15 protein-coding genes and 1 other RNA gene are annotated in these 14,792 nt (G+C 37.7%); 2 read left to right on the top strand and 14 right to left on the bottom strand.

What is annotated here, in order from left to right; all coding sequences use genetic code 11:
• Window positions 1–11: 11 nt before the first annotated feature.
• The 9 genes from fabG to ssrA form a co-directional block, all read right to left on the bottom strand.
• On the bottom strand, window positions 12–758 hold the full coding sequence (fabG, locus tag AWM74_RS08720) for a 3-oxoacyl-[acyl-carrier-protein] reductase (protein ID WP_026465984.1): 747 nt from the start codon (window positions 756–758) through the stop codon (window positions 12–14).
• A 3-nt stretch (window positions 759–761) separates the two neighbouring features.
• Window positions 762–1,694 (bottom strand): ACP S-malonyltransferase, encoded by a 933-nt coding sequence (fabD, locus tag AWM74_RS08715; protein ID WP_026465983.1) that lies wholly within the window; start codon window positions 1,692–1,694, stop codon window positions 762–764.
• Window positions 1,695–1,773: 79 nt separating this feature from the next.
• On the bottom strand, window positions 1,774–2,730 hold the full coding sequence (fabK, locus tag AWM74_RS08710) for an enoyl-[acyl-carrier-protein] reductase FabK (protein WP_026465982.1): 957 nt from the start codon (window positions 2,728–2,730) through the stop codon (window positions 1,774–1,776).
• A 45-nt stretch (window positions 2,731–2,775) separates the two neighbouring features.
• A complete protein-coding gene (locus tag AWM74_RS08705; RefSeq protein ID WP_003142776.1) occupies window positions 2,776–3,000 on the bottom strand; it encodes an acyl carrier protein in 225 nt (74 codons plus the stop codon).
• Between the two features lie 1,082 nt (window positions 3,001–4,082).
• Window positions 4,083–4,427 carry a hypothetical protein gene (locus AWM74_RS08700; protein WP_003142778.1) on the bottom strand — a complete coding sequence of 115 codons (345 nt, stop codon included), beginning with the start codon at window positions 4,425–4,427 and terminating at the stop codon, window positions 4,083–4,085.
• 97 nt (window positions 4,428–4,524) lie between these two features.
• Window positions 4,525–5,235, bottom strand: coding sequence for a DNA alkylation repair protein (locus tag AWM74_RS08695; RefSeq protein WP_034258173.1), 711 nt, complete (start codon window positions 5,233–5,235; stop codon window positions 4,525–4,527).
• Between the two features lie 10 nt (window positions 5,236–5,245).
• The gene (locus AWM74_RS08690) at window positions 5,246–6,193 is read right to left on the bottom strand and encodes a nucleoside hydrolase (RefSeq protein WP_026465980.1); all 948 of its coding nucleotides are present in this window, start codon (window positions 6,191–6,193) and stop codon (window positions 5,246–5,248) included.
• 248 nt (window positions 6,194–6,441) lie between these two features.
• Window positions 6,442–6,666 (bottom strand): CsbD family protein, encoded by a 225-nt coding sequence (locus AWM74_RS08685; RefSeq protein ID WP_026465979.1) that lies wholly within the window; start codon window positions 6,664–6,666, stop codon window positions 6,442–6,444.
• Between the two features lie 315 nt (window positions 6,667–6,981).
• Window positions 6,982–7,346: a transfer-messenger RNA gene (ssrA, locus tag AWM74_RS08680) on the bottom strand.
• 378 nt (window positions 7,347–7,724) lie between these two features.
• Between ssrA and AWM74_RS08675 the strand changes: the two genes are divergently transcribed.
• Window positions 7,725–8,996 (top strand): amidohydrolase family protein, encoded by a 1,272-nt coding sequence (locus tag AWM74_RS08675; protein ID WP_026465978.1) that lies wholly within the window; start codon window positions 7,725–7,727, stop codon window positions 8,994–8,996.
• Between the two features lie 245 nt (window positions 8,997–9,241).
• On the top strand, window positions 9,242–10,039 hold the full coding sequence (locus AWM74_RS08670; RefSeq protein WP_051218235.1) for a PTS sugar transporter subunit IIC: 798 nt from the start codon (window positions 9,242–9,244) through the stop codon (window positions 10,037–10,039).
• A gap of 157 nt (window positions 10,040–10,196) precedes the next feature.
• Here AWM74_RS08670 and AWM74_RS08665 read toward each other — a convergent pair whose 3' ends face one another.
• The 5 genes from AWM74_RS08665 to smpB form a co-directional block, all read right to left on the bottom strand.
• Window positions 10,197–10,388 carry a glycine zipper domain-containing protein gene (locus tag AWM74_RS08665; protein ID WP_034258169.1) on the bottom strand — a complete coding sequence of 64 codons (192 nt, stop codon included), beginning with the start codon at window positions 10,386–10,388 and terminating at the stop codon, window positions 10,197–10,199.
• A 94-nt stretch (window positions 10,389–10,482) separates the two neighbouring features.
• Window positions 10,483–11,253 (bottom strand): NRDE family protein, encoded by a 771-nt coding sequence (locus AWM74_RS08660; protein ID WP_026465977.1) that lies wholly within the window; start codon window positions 11,251–11,253, stop codon window positions 10,483–10,485.
• 76 nt (window positions 11,254–11,329) lie between these two features.
• Window positions 11,330–12,058, bottom strand: coding sequence for a histidine phosphatase family protein (locus AWM74_RS08655; RefSeq protein WP_026465976.1), 729 nt, complete (start codon window positions 12,056–12,058; stop codon window positions 11,330–11,332).
• 19 nt (window positions 12,059–12,077) lie between these two features.
• Window positions 12,078–14,048 carry a fructose-1,6-bisphosphatase gene (locus AWM74_RS08650; RefSeq protein ID WP_026465975.1) on the bottom strand — a complete coding sequence of 657 codons (1,971 nt, stop codon included), beginning with the start codon at window positions 14,046–14,048 and terminating at the stop codon, window positions 12,078–12,080.
• Window positions 14,049–14,290: 242 nt separating this feature from the next.
• Window positions 14,291–14,764, bottom strand: coding sequence for an SsrA-binding protein SmpB (gene smpB / locus AWM74_RS08645; protein WP_016897442.1), 474 nt, complete (start codon window positions 14,762–14,764; stop codon window positions 14,291–14,293).
• Window positions 14,765–14,792: the final 28 nt, after the last annotated feature.

Below are 14,792 nucleotides of genomic sequence, written 5' to 3'. Positions count from 1 at the left end.
TTTATTGCCTCCTAATTCATATACAAGCCACCGTTGACATCAAGCGTTGTACCTGTGATATAGCTTTGGTTAGCTAAGAAGTACACGGCTTCAGCGATGTCCGATGGTTGTCCAAGTTTTTGTAAAGGAATATTTTCCAGCATAGCCGTTTTGGCTTTTTCTGGAATTTCATCTGTCATTTCAGTTTCAATGTAGCCTGGTGCAATGGCATTAACTGTGACACCACGCATACCTAATTCACGTGCTGCAGCCTTCGTTAATCCAAGAATCCCCGCTTTTGAAGCTGCATAGTTAGCTTGACCAACGTTACCCATTTGACCAATCACTGATGCAATATTAATAATGGCACCTTGACGTTGCTTCATCATTAGTTTGCTAGCTGCTTGAATGAAATTGAATGTCCCTTTTAAGTTAATATCGATCACTGCATCGAAATCTGCTTCTTTCATACGCATTAGTAGCGTGTCGCGGGTAATACCAGCATTATTCACTAATACATCGATGGTTTGGAAATTTGCTTTGATGAAAGTCATGATTTCTTTGGCAAAATCGGTATCCGTTACGTCACCCTTGAAATCCTTCACAACAACATTTTTGCTTTCTAAAGCCTGGATATGGTTTTCAGTAGAACCAGAGCGGGAAACAATGACAATATTGTATCCTTGGTCTGCAAACTTGTGAGCGATGCTTGCACCAATACCACGGCTACCGCCTGTGACAAGGGCTGTTTTCTTTAATTCTTGTGTATTCTCAGTCATAGCTTATCCTTTCAATCCTGCGATAGTTGCCTGCAGGGTTTCTTCGTCTTCAACTCGGTAAATCTTAATCTCTTTATTGATTTGTTTCATAAATGAAGACAAGGTTTTACCAGGGCCAATTTCAATGACCGTATCTACCCCTTGTTCAATTAAGTGTTCAATTGAATCTGACCATTTAACTGGCTTCATCACTTGTTGGATTAACAAGTCTTTTACTTGTCCATCCTGGTGCGCTGTAGCTGTTGTATTTGAAATAACCGGTACTCTTTGTGGCTTAAAATCAAATTTGTCTAAATAATCAGCTAATTGGTCACTTGCTTGTGATAATAAGGCCGTGTGGAAAGGACCAGAAACGTTTAATTCCACCATTTTCTTCACGCCTGCTTCAGTCAACTTAGCAACTGCAGTATCTACTGCCGAAGCGTCACCACCGATTACGATTTGTTTTGGTGTATTGTAGTTTGCTGGTGCAACGTATTGACCAGAAGCTTCGCGCACTTGCTGGCAAATCTCTTCTATTAAAGCGCGTTCAGCTTTCATCACGGCTACCATTTTGCCGGCACCTGCAGGCGCAGCTGCTTGCATAAAACGACCACGATGGCTCACTAAATCAACCGCATCTTCAAAGGACAATACGCCCGCTTCAACAAGGGCTGTGTACTCGCCTAAGCTTAATCCAGCTAGGTAGTCGGCTGTAATGCCTGCCTCCCTTAGAAGGGCTGTAAAGGCTGTTGATACGGTTAAAATAGCGGGTTGTGTGTATTCTGTTTGATTTAATTCTGTATCTTCTTGAAAGCATAGGTCTTTCATTGAATAGCCTAGAACTTCTGAGGCTTTGTCAAAGTAAGTTGCAATCTCAGGATGATGGTTGAGTAAGTCTTGCCCCATCCCTGAATACTGTGCGCCTTGACCAGCGTATAAAAAAGCTATTGCCATGTTCGTCTCCTCTTAATAGAAAAGCAGTGAAATGCACAAACCATCTCACTGCTCACATATGTCAATTTAATTCTCAGCTTTAAAGCCATTCACTTGCTCGAGCAGCAATTGTTTCTTTACATTCCGTCATATATGATTGAATAATTTCTGAAACTGTTTCACGTTTATCCACTAATCCGGCAATTTGGCCGGCCATAAATGAACCCGTGTCTAAATTCCCTTCAACAACAGCACGACGTAAAGCACCTGATCCAAGCGCTTCAAGTCTGTCCCAATCAGGATTAGCCTTACTTGCTTCTTCTTTTTCTACTTTAAGATATTCTTTGGTCAATTTGTTCCGTAATACACGGACTGGATGTCCAGTAGATTCGCCAGTTAATACAGTGTCGATATCTTTTGCCTTAATGATACGCTCTTTAAAGTTATCATGGGCATTTGATTCATCTGCAACAACAAAACGTGTCCCTACTTGAATACCAACCGCACCTAACATAAGTGCTGCTGCCATTCCTCGACCGTCACCAATACCTCCAGCCGCAATGACTGGGATATCCAAAGCTTTTGTTACTTGTGGTAATAAAGCCATGGTAGTTTGTCGCCCCACGTGACCACCTGATTCCATCCCCTCAACAATCACCGCATGCACGCCTTCACGTTCCATCCGTTTTGCAAGTCCGACAGAAGCGACCACTGGAATGACTGAAATTCCCGCTGCGTTGAATCTATCCATATATTTACCTGGAGATCCAGCACCAGTTGTAATTGTCTTCACACCAGATTGACAGATATAATCCACTACTTCCTCGACATGTTCATTTAGCAACATGACATTTACAGCGAATGGTTTATCTGTTAATTGTTGCATCTTTTCAACTTTGGCTTTTACAACATCAACAGGATCATGCCCAGTACCAATTACACCAAGTCCGCCAGCATTGGAAACTGCTGATGCTAAATCCGCATCGGCAACCCAAGCCATAGCACCTTGGATAATTGGGTATTCAACACCTATGCGTTCCCAAAAATCTGTTTTCACTAAAGGATTACTTCCTCTCTTAATCGACTAGTTTGTAGGCAGAAATTATTTGTTTGCTTCTACGTAGTCAACTAAATCTTGAACAGTGTTAATTTTTTCTTCATCTTCAATTTCGATATCGAATTCGTCTTCGATGTCATTAATGATTTGGAATAAGTCTAAAGAGTCAGCGTCAATATCTTCACGAATATTTGTAGTTGCTTTCACTTCGCCAGCCTCTAAGTCTAATTGTTCAGTGATCAATTCTTGGATTTTTTCAAAAGTTGTCATTATTTTATATTCCTCCATAATTTGCGTAATCATATATTAGGTCGCCTATCCCTATAAAAAGGATATCGATTTATGAATACGATAAAGTTTAATTTTGTTTGACATGTAATAAAGTCAATAACGAGATATTAAATTATATATATAACTTTGTCAACTAGTTATCGAAACTAGTTTATTCATTTTTAAGAAACAAATCCGATGTAAGCGTTACAAAACTTGCATTCAAGCCTTTAAGATTATGACAGGCGCTTAAAAACTTGATTTTTTGTGAAACAAAAATTGTATTTTGACTATTTATTCTAATGATTTGATGGTAATCGGATGGTTGCTTGCCCTAACAAATAAACTGGGATTTTCTTACTATCATCAGCTTCAAAAATACTGCTATCTATAAAGGACAAGAAGAAAGAAGATTCTGTCACGCAAAAGTCTAGTTAGCATTTCTAGTAAAGAACTAAATACGTAAAAAAGCTCTAAGATAAAAAAATGTTTGTCTTAGAGCCTTTAAAATCCCTGTTGTTATTTCAATATTCTCTAGTATATTATTGGTTGCTTACAAGGCAATCAACTGGCCTTATTTAGATGGCAAACAAACTACCTATTGCCTCAAAGGCAAAATGGAGGAAAAGCTGCACCAGAATAATCATCACAACAAATTTTTGTTGCGGATTTTTTGCTAAAAAGATCTTGCTGATAGAATAGATGACCAGTACAGATATACGATATAAAAGCAGTGATATGCTCACTGGCGAAAGGTTGACCTTGTGAATTGGTTACCCATACAGCTGATAAAATGATAAGTAAGATATATGCCAATAACAATAGCGACGTATACATTTTTATTTTGTAGTCAAAAATCTTTCCATTTTTATCCCTCGTAAAAGTTTACCCGGAATTTTGCTAAATTGCTATTTCTATTAGCAAGTCACCTAACTTATAGAAATATGGATAGCAAGCAAAAAACTTTATATACCCATTGCATCACATATGCGTCATCATTTTAGTGATGGTCATTGGACAAAAAAAGAAAAAGCCGAGATTTTCACCCCGACTCTCTTTCTTACTATTTATACGTGTATGTATTAGCTAGAAGGCACTTTAACATACTCATCGATGTCTTTAAAATTGACAATTGTTTTTGATTCGCAAATTTCTCGCATCTCTTCATCAGAATAATCCCAATAAATTTTAACAACTGCTGAGTTTGTTAATAATTTTTCAATTCTTCCTACCATGTTGCGTTCACGGAAGGTGAAGCGTATTTCGTCTCCTATATCTGGTCGTACAGACTCTTTTACAGTATTAATAACTTCTACTGCCTCATCGTAGGGTAAATCTAGTAATGATGCAATTCTCGACTTACTTGTACCACGACGTAATTCAGTTCCAACTAGTTCTTGCATTTCATCTGTGACTTTAATACTCATATATAGCCTCCTAGTTAACCATGCGCCTTCTAATCACCATTGTACCATATTTTGTATTTTAATAATAATTTAAAGGCTTACCCGTTGAAAAACGCCATTATATCTGGTTTTTTTCTAAGTAAAAGTATTTTGTGGCCTCGCGCCAGGTTAAGTTAGATAAGTCACTCTCATGGTTTTTTAAGAAATTTTCCACCCAAGTTTGGTTGGTTTTCGCATAATCACGCAAGATCCAACCCATTCCCTTATTGATAAAAAATTCATCTGTATGCAAGCAATTTTCACAAGTTTCAGCTAATAAAATAGTATCTGTTTGCCCCTTCATCCCCAGTTGATGGATCATTGAAGTCCGCTTCAACCAGATATTATCCGATGAGCTCCACGCCGCCATTTCCGACTTCAAATCAGGATTCTTATGGACTAAATAACCGATTGTTTTAACCAAGGCATCCACCGAATCCCACCACGATTTTTGGACAATCAATGTTTTTAATCTAGATAAATCATCCGGCTGCAAATATTTCTTCATTTCTTTCAAATAATCACAAACAATATATTGAAATTCTCTTTCGGAAAATGACCAAAATTCGTCAACAAAAGCCCAGTCAATTATTGCTTGATTAGGATTTTCCATGAAGCGCAACTTTGCTTCTGCTTTCGCTTCCTTTAGGTAGGGTTTAAAAATATCCCGGCGCATTTGGCTTTTGATACCAAGAAATGGAAACTGGTTACGTTGGTACTTGGCCATCGGTTCAGCATCATCGCTTGCATGATCATACATTTCTTCAATTAAGTACTGCCAATTCACCATCGAATTCTCCCTATTGAATTTCCGCTAACAAGCTCACCAATTGGTCTTTAAATCCTTGGCTAGAAATCCTCTCTGCAACTCGGCAATTCGGCGCACGTTTGAATTCCTCTTCCCAGTCAACAATGTTGTAGCCACGGGCAAATTGACCTTGAGTTTCAACATCCACGTAATATTCAGTCGCTTGAAGCATCAATTCTGGTACCGCAGCAACTGCAACCAATAATGAGTCTGTACAAGTAATCCCGTCGATTCCTCGTTTTGCCAGTTCAAACTCACGGACAAACATATTAATATCTAGGAAGAATTTAGACCCTTTAGTGTTCAGTGCTTGAATTTCTTCAATATCTTCTTCGTACATCACACCGAAGTCTAAACTGGCGTCCCAAGTCACCATGGTCTTAGGCGTAGAAGCATTTAGGACAATTCGTGCTGCCTCTGGATCCACATAGAAGTTATATTCAGCCGAGACATTCATATTCCCTAAGCGGTTGTTTACCCCACCCATAATCCAGATATGCTTGATATCCTTCATAATTTCTGGGGCTTTTTTAATTGCCATTGCAATATTGGTTAAAGGCGCTAGAGCTAAAATTTCAATTTCGCCTGGATTTGCCTTCACCGTATCAATAATAAAATCAATCGCATGTCCATCTTCAGCAGTTTGTGTTGGTTTAGGAAATACAGCATCACCCATTCCATTGCCACCTTGAATCTCCTCTACCGTATCGTGCGTTTCATTTGGCAGTGCAGTCATCGGATTTTGATAACCCTTAAACACTGGAATCTTATAGCCTGGTTGATAGGTTTCAATCGTTGTCAAAGCATTATCTACTTCTTGGTCAAAAGCCACATTACCCGCAACGATAGTAATCCCTTCTACCTTAAAGTATTTCATCGCCATCAATATGGCCGTTGTATCGTCCCCAGCAGTATCTGAATCAATAATTACACGTCTCATCCGTAAACCTCCTAATATGTTTCACTTCTCTATCTCAAATTATAGCCTATCTTATGAATAGGAGATACAAGAAGTTGGCTGAAACTTAATTTATGAACTTAGTATAGGCACAAACTGTACTCCTTATTCAAACCAACAACGAAGCAGTTGCCTATATCAATAAACAGATAATTCATTCAAATATTATTGAAGCAATAAAAAAGATGTGGTTTCAAAGCCACATCTTCACTTTCATTTATTTGAGAAACTTATTTATCTTCGTCGTTATTGGCGAAACCATCTAAACGACCTTTCACATCTTCTTTTGCATCATCAAAAGCTTTTTTAGCGTCGTTTACTTTTTCTTCAACTTCACCGCGAGCTTGTTGGCCTTTACCTTTACCTTCTTGCTCTTTGTCACCAGTCACTTTTCCGACTGCTTCGTTTACTGAACCTTTAATTTTATCGAAAGTACCGTTGTTTTCTTCTGTCATGATATCAACCTCTTTCATTTATAATATATATATTATAGCATATATATAATTGAATACAAACGAAGAGGCTCTCTTTAATAAGTGCGTTTACAATATCCATTTATAAATTTAGGCTATTTATAAAAAGCGAAATATTTTAATGTCTATCGTAACTATACTTGCGTACCATATACATATACGGGAATTTAAGATGACTAGAGTGCAAAATAAGTGCAAAATGTTTTGATTTTCTATAATTTTCTTTGATAAGCAAAAACTCAAGAACATTGATATATCAACGTTCTTGAGTCTATATGATGAGCTTTAATATACTCAAAATGGAGGTGAGGGGATTTGAACCCCTGTCCAAACACTCCGATTATACAACTTTTACCACTATAGTTCATTCTCGGATTCGCGCACTAATGGTGAATAAACAAACCAATTAGATTGCTAGTCTGATTAATCTCTTTTCCTTACTCCAGACGGAAGCTTAGAACGTAACCTACTATAATAGGACTCGGAACTAACGCATAGGTGACGCTAGGCGAATCTTAGCTCACTGTTTTTACGCAGCGAAAGCTAAAGTGTTTGTTTCTTGTTTGTCAGTTAATTTTAAACTGGTAACGTTGTTGCGAAGCCGTAACCTCCGAGCAGTAGTTGTACACCGGGCTATGCCTGTCGAATCCAATAACACCCCCGCTTTTGTATTCTTTATTATAACATATAAAAGGCGATCGTTTCAAATAATAGTATTTTCACACTTATCAACTCTTTATGACTTATAAATATATAAAATAATATAGATAAATATTTTTATCAATTAATACTTCTCCTTCTCTGCCTTTTATGGATATGAATTACTACTGAAGCCGATTATCTATTTTTTGTAGAAAAAGTGAAATTTTGCAATGAACCTTGTAATGTATATTTGTAAATTTAATCATCAGAATATCCTGAATATCATTAAACTTTTTTCTAACATTTATAATATCTGTAAATCTCTCCTATTAACCTTGCTTTTTGTAGGGGTTTAGTCGTAAAGTTAATTTATGCAATATTTTAGGAGGTATTTAAAATTGAGAAAAAAATTGATAAATGCAACTATTTATAAACATCCCGAGGCTAGTGAAATTTTAATAGAAAATGGTAAGTTCAAAAAATTTGGTAAATATCTCGGACAAGCTGATGAAACAATTGATCTTAATGGGCGCTTAGTGTTACCCCCATATGTTGATGCTCATTTACATCTTGATTATTATTTTACAGGTCAAGATGATAAGGTGAATAACAATTCTGGCACATTATTTGAAGCCATTGACCTATGGAATGATTATAAAAAAGGCACTACCATTGAAGAAATGAAAGCACGTATTCGTCAAGCAGTTGAAGACGTAGCTAGTTATGGCACCCAATACATTCGTGCACAAACAGATTGTACGGATCCTAACTTAACCGGAATTAGAGCCGCTTTAGAAATTCGTGATGAATTAAAAGATAACATTACTATTCAGGTAGTTGCTTTTCCACAGAATGGTATGTTTTCATTTTCTGAAGATGGCAAAACAGGCCGCGATTTAGTTGAAGAAGCATTAAAATTAGGTGCTGACTGCGTGGGAGGAATCCCACACAACGAATGGTCCCGTGAAGATGGGATGGCATCTATAAAAGAAATTGTGCGACTAGCAATAAAATATAATAAATTAATTGATGTTCATTGTGATGAAACTGACGATGATCAAGCTCGGTTCTTAGAGATATTAAACGCAGAAGCTATGAAACAAGGTTATGGCCAATATACAACAGCCTCTCATACTTGTTCGTTTGGATCAGTTAATGATGCTTATGCTTTTCGTATGGTTGGTCTTTTCCGTCAATCAGGTTTAAATTTCGTATCCTGCCCTACAGAAAACTTATTTTTACAGGGGCGTCAAGATACCTATCCAAAACGTCGTGGATTAACACGTGTAAAAGAATTCGTTGATAATGATATCAATGTCGCATTTGGTCAAGACTCTATTGTCGATTTATGGTATCCGGCTGGTTCAGGGAATATGATGAACATTCTTGATAATGGTATTCATGCGACACAATTGATGCGTAAAGAAGATTTTGACCGCAACTTTGATTTAGTAACTTATAATGGTGCGCATCTGATGCAATTAGATGATGTTTACGGTTTAGATGAAGGAAAAGACGCTAACTTTATTATTCTAGATGCCGATTCACCCTTTGATGCACAACGTCGTCGGGTAGAATGTTTAGCCTCTGTGCGAAATGGCGAGTTTCTATTCCAAAAGTCATTGCCAACTTATACAACATCATTAAATATTCACCGTAAAACAAAATAACTACTCTATACTCAAATCAATAGTGTTTTAAAAGAATTATTCTAGGTAGCGAGCATGTGCTGGCTACCTTTTTATATTGCATTGCATAGTAAGATATATTATTTGGCAATGTAATAGACCAATTATTATAACCTTTAGATAAAATTCGAAACTTTGTTGTCTAGTTTAGCTATCGATAACCTTTTATGTATACGCTATCATTAACTTATCTTGTTAATTAGTTTTAAGTTATGGGAGGGATTGGATTGAAAGCACCCAATTTAGTCATTTTTGCTTCTACAATAACAGGTTGGGTTGGCTACCAGTTGGGGGGACCAATTGGCGCATATATTGCAGCGGTAATTGGTGCTGAATTTGGTAAACTTGTTTCGGGTGAAACCTCTATAGACGTAGTACTAACACCTCTTACAACGATAGCTACAGGTGCAACAGTTGGCTATTTCGTTGGGCCACCAATTGATTCAGCCATGCAAGGTATTGGTGCTATGATTAATGAAGCAACGAATTTACAACCTTTATTGATGGGCCTAGTCATAGGTGCAGCAATGGGGATTTTATTAGTTTTACCAACATCTTCTACAGCAATCGTTGTAATGATTAACTTGACGGGTGCAGCTTCAGGTGCAACTGCTGCTGGTTGTTGTGCTGTCTGTGTCGCCTTTGGCATTATGAGTTTTGAAGAAAATGGTTGGAAAGGGATTTGGGCGCAAATTCCTGGCTCACCAATGATTCAAGTTGCGAATATCATGCGAAATCCAAAAGTATTAGTACCACCAACTATCATCTGTGCTATTTGTGGCGCATTAGCAACTACACTCATCCCCATTATCTGTACGCCAAGTGCATCCGGTTCTGGAACATCAGGACTAGTTACCCCAATCGGTGTATTAACAGGTATGATAGGATCTGAGCCGTTATTCTTTATTATTATTAAAATTATCCTTCTGTTATTTGTGATCCCTGGTGTACTTGCTTATTTCTTTAACAAAGCATTTAGAAATATAGGTTGGATTAAATCAGGAGACTTAAAGTTAGCATTATAACTCGAGCATAATCAGTTAATCGTGAATTTTAGTAATCAATCTATGAATGGTATAATTCGTACAAAATAAAAGCATGAAATGACGATACAGTTTTTCTGTAAATCATTTCATGCTTTTTATTCTTTAGTTGATGGTTCACGAACTTACTTACCAGCCATTATACATCTTCTTTATTCTCTTCATTTTCTTGATTTTCTTTATCTTTTCTCATTTTCTGTGCTAAAGAACCTGATCCTAAAGCTACTCCAATAGCTAAACCTATCAGAATTCCCAGTAACATATTATTAAATGCTGCACCTAATCCCACACCGATTGATACACCAACCGCGATACTTGTACCGAAATTCATAATTCTACCTCCTGTTTTTACTTATTAACATTCATGATAATTTTTACTAAGAAAATTTAGCAAATTAAAAGTCATTTACACGCAAAGGGACCAATTAGTTAAAATTGTATTTTATTTCTGTCGTTTCATTCGTCTTATTTTTTAAATAGCGGACTTCTTTTATGATTAAATGCCCTGATTTATCCAAGGCGATAGCGGTTGTAGAAACTGTCCCAAAGTCTCCTTGGCCTTCGATAAAAATGCCTGATGCCTTTTTGGCCTGATCTAGAGTCAAAAAGCTAGGAAAATCTGTTAAACGGGGATTCGACTCGGTATTTTGAAAGTTTTTTAGCATTTTATTTAAATCAATTTCACCTTGCATTAAATGCGTTAAATCTTTCACCGACTGACTTTTCCGGTAGGCTGACAAATCATCGTAGGTGTTAGATATTGAATGAATACCTGCTGCATAATTAGTCAAGCTATCATCTACATTATTGTACATTTTGAGTTCTATTTTAGGATGAATTCGACCAACTAGTAGATGATACCCTTCAAACTGTTCTCTATGGTAACGTAAATTAGATACATAGTCACTAGCACTGATTTCCGAATCCAGGTAGTCCATAATCAGGAACCCCCGGCTAATCGGGTCAGCTACTTGGCGGTCTACAAAGGGATAATTAGTTAGCGCAGCAAATTTACCCGCCTTAGAAAATGCCAACCAAGTCCCGCCTTGTTTCAAGTCACGACCGCCAATAATGTTAGCAGGTTCTTCCCATTCATGAATAGGTAAACTCGCTCTTGAATAAGCCTCATCGCGATTTGCGGTCAGAACGAAAGGGTATTCAGTATCCGTTTGAATAGAAAAAGTAATTAAACACATAGGTAACCTCTCAATCCTTAAAAGAAAAGCATGACAAAGTAGACGCACTCGCCTATTCTGTCATGCTTTTTATTGTTTATGAAATATCTGAATGATCCAAATCTGTTTCTTCGTCATTGATTTCTTTACGGGCAAAGTGGTCTGTCTGGTTAAAGGCTTCTAGGTGGTATAAACCATCTTGATATCTAACCACGGACACACTAGCATTATCTAGCATTGAATCAATTTCAAATTGTGGGATTAATTCGTGGATCATATTACGGATAGTCATCCCATGACTCACAATTAGAATCGTTTTATCAGTTTCTCTGTGTTTAGTAATCACATCAATCAAACCTAATTCCACACGCATCCAAAATTCCATGAAGTTTTCTGCATCGTGGTAAGGATCCATTTCTTTAAAAGCATTCAATTCTAAACGAACACTTTCATCTGAAGTTGCTCCAGTATAGGAACCATCTTTACCTGTAGCAATCTCTGTTACTTTGTCCCATAAACCTCTTGCGTCTAATCCTTCAAAAGAACCAAAGAAGACTTCTCTGAACTCTGGACGTTTCTCAATTTCAATATCTTTAGCAGTTGCCTTATTTTCGTCTAGAATCAGTTCCGCTGTTTTTACCGTACGTTGTAAATCACTCGTATATACTGCTGAAAATTCTACATCGGCCAATCCACGACCACTACTACGTACATCTTCTTCTCCGCGTGGCGTTAGTGGCGCATCAGCCCACCCTTGCATACGTCCATAATAGTTTAGATACGTTTCTCCATGACGCATGAAGTAAATCGTCACACCTTTTGACATGAATAAATTCCTCCTCAAATTACACTACTCTTGGTCTTATTGTACCATTTCTATAGGCATGAAGTAATTTTTTTAACTGGGCAACTTGGTCTTCCAGTTTAACCCCTACATCGGTTTGGCGCACTTGTAATCGTTCTAGCTCTTTATCGATAATTCGACGTGTAGATACGATATCTGTTTCATGTTCCACTGCATCCTCAATACTAGAGAATGGCTGGTGGCTCACTAATAACATACCAAACGAATTATATAGTAAGGTATAACCTGCTAGGCCTGTGGTTGGTTGATAAGCTTTTGAAAAACCACCGTCTATCACTAAGAGTTTACCATCCGCTTTAACTGGGTCTTCACCCTTACGCTCTTTAACCGGTGTATGGCCGTTTACAATATGCCCTCGATCTGGACGAATACCAAACTCGCTTAAAATCAATTCAGCACACTCTTTGTCATTACGTAAAGTATAATAAATATTTTTTGGCTCATGATGTGTTTCAGCATCCTCAATATAGTAACGCTCAAACGTCGTCATCTTGGTCTTTCCAAATAGCGACGACCCTTCCCCTTGCCAGATATACCACATGTAATCCAAATCAGGGTTTTCATCTTCATTTGGTCCTTGAGCCGCAAAAGCTTGACGCATAGCCTTCTCAAATTGATCCAACAATTCCCGTCCTGCATATGAACGGCCGTGAATTTCAACCGCCTTAAATGACATATCTTCATTCATCGGAATACAACCGTGATATAACAGATTTTCATTGTAAACTTTATACAATGACCCCTTACTATATAGGTAGGCAATATGCTTTTGCAGACGGTCTGAATTTAAGAAACCAGCTTGCAATTTCCCCATCACATATTCTTCATCTTCAGTTAATTTGAATGGGTCTGCCGGGTCTACCGTAGGGAACGTCGTATTCTTCAAGTCATATTCCTTCCCATCAACGAGTACAGTCCCTTTTTCCAAGTCTAATTTATCAAGGAATAGGCGGTTGTCGGTTTGAAATTCAGGGTGGCGTTTAATGACTTGCGCTTCTAATTTAAATTGAATAATCGTGATTGCCTGCTGCATCTTGGCAATTTGTTTTACTTCTTCTGGAAAATGGTCCACCGCATCGTCAATCTTAGGCATGAATTCCGCGATAGTGTCATCCGGGTATGTAGCCTCCGCGAATGCCACCAAGGGTCTCAGTGAAATACCGTAGCCATCCTCGATGATTTCTAAGTTGTCATAACGGGCACAAATCCGTAATACATTGGCAATCAAAACGCGTGACCCTGAAGCAGCCCCCATCCAAATGGCGTCATGATTCCCCCATTGGATATCGATGGATTTCTGAGCAGCCAACAAGTCAATAATTTTATCAGGTGACGGCCCACGGTCATAGATGTCCCCTAAAACGTGTAAATGATCGACAACAAGTTCCTGCATCAATTCAGACAGGGCTTCAATTAGACGGTTTGCTGCCCCTAATTCGATTACATTTTGAATGATATTCCAGTAGTAAGACCCCTTGTTGGTCAAGACAGAATCCTTAAATAACAACTCCTCAAGGATGTAAGACATGTCTTTTGGCATAGCCTTGCGCACTTTTGAACGGGTGTATTTAGACACAACAAATTGTCCCAACTCCACCATTCTAGAAATTGTTAACGTATAGAATTCATGCTCTTCCTCTACATCTGTAATATCCGCTAACACTCGGTCTAGCTTCTCTTCTGGATAGTAGACAAGGGTTGCCAACTGATTCATTTCATTCGTCGATAACCGGTTTTGGAATACCTCTCGAATCTTTTCTTTAATATTCCCCGACCCATTACGTAACACATGCGAAACAGCATCATACTCGCCGTGGAGGTCACTAATAAAATGTTCTGTGGCTTTAGGTAATTCCATAATCGCTTCTAGATTAATGATTTCTGTTGTTACTGAGGCAATATCTGGAAATTGCTCAGATAATAATAATAAATAACGTTCATTGTAGTCCATCACTACTTCACTCACTTTCTTTCAACCATCATACCATGTCTCGCAGAAGATAAAAATTGCAATATTACTATTTCTAACAAATTCATGAGATTTTTTCAAAAAATTGGCTATTTAAGCCCTTCTTAATTCGCTTTTATAATTATATTAAATAATCTATTAACTTGCTATCATTAACTAATGACAAAATAGCAAAAAAGCATACCCATAAACTTTGCAGTTTTTCACATAGGTATGCTTCCTGATTAAATTTTCAATGCTCGTTGCGCTTCTCGTTTCATATCTTTCTCTTTTAAAGCACGACGCTTATCATATTTTTTCTTACCCTCAGCTACGCCTAATAGCACTTTTGCGTAACCGCGTTTAATATAAACTTTTAGTGGTACTAGGGTATGACCTTCCCTTTGAGTCTCTTTTAGTAACTTATTAATTTCAGCCTTCTTCAATAGAAGTTTACGTGGGCGTAGTGGGTCATGGTTAAACATGTTCCCCTGCTCAAATTCGGAAATATGGACATTGTACATCCAGACTTCTCCGCGATCGATTCTTGCGAACCCATCTTTTAAATTCAAGCGTGATTGGCGGACAGATTTAATTTCAGTCCCTGTTAGGACCACACCACACTCGATTGTATCTAAAATCGTAAAATCATGATTGGCTTTTCGATTACGTGCAACGACGTTATCGTCATTTTTCTGCACTTTCTTGCCTTTTGCCATTTAGTCACCTTCTAACTGTTCAAATCTT

The sequence above is a fragment of the Aerococcus urinaeequi genome (assembly GCF_001543205.1).
Lineage (GTDB): Bacteria > Bacillota > Bacilli > Lactobacillales > Aerococcaceae > Aerococcus > Aerococcus urinaeequi.
Note: the sequence above shows the minus strand (reverse complement) of the source record. Positions and strands in the feature narration are given on the sequence as shown.